Genomic DNA, 427 nt, shown 5'->3' with positions numbered 1-427 from the left:
TGTTTATCATCTTTAAAGTCTGCTGCATTATATATACCTGCAACAGTTAATTCAAAGTTATTATATATCTTTCCATTTAATATTGCTGATAATAGGAATGTATCTTCTGCTCTTAGTTTATATCCTTTATCTTTATCTACTTTTCCTTCTCTTCCCTTTGACTTTAGATGTCTTTCTATTGCCTCTTTTATTCCATTGTGTTTGTTTACTTTTTCTGGTGAATTATCTTCTGAAGTTATTTTCTTTTTCTCCTCATAAGCAATATCTTTTCCTCCTCTTCTATGAGCAGCAGTTAAAGAGATGTTAAAAGTATCAACTATATCTGAATCCCATCTTAATCCAAAGTGATATGGTGTTTTTTCATTTAACTTTAATTCATTTCCATTTGTATTATTTTTAGTTCCACCTAAGTCAGTCCCTATGAAAG

At 29.5% G+C, this 427-nt stretch carries 1 protein-coding gene; it reads right to left on the bottom strand.

Going from position 1 to position 427, the window contains the following annotated elements:
* The coding region (locus BUE91_RS07140) for a hypothetical protein (RefSeq protein WP_180371205.1) at positions 1–427 on the bottom strand (427 nt) is incomplete at both ends.

The sequence above is a fragment of the Streptobacillus notomytis genome (assembly GCF_001902585.1).
GTDB lineage: Bacteria > Fusobacteriota > Fusobacteriia > Fusobacteriales > Leptotrichiaceae > Streptobacillus > Streptobacillus notomytis.
The sequence above is the reverse complement of the archived record's forward strand: the minus strand, read 5'-3'. Positions and strand labels throughout refer to the sequence as shown.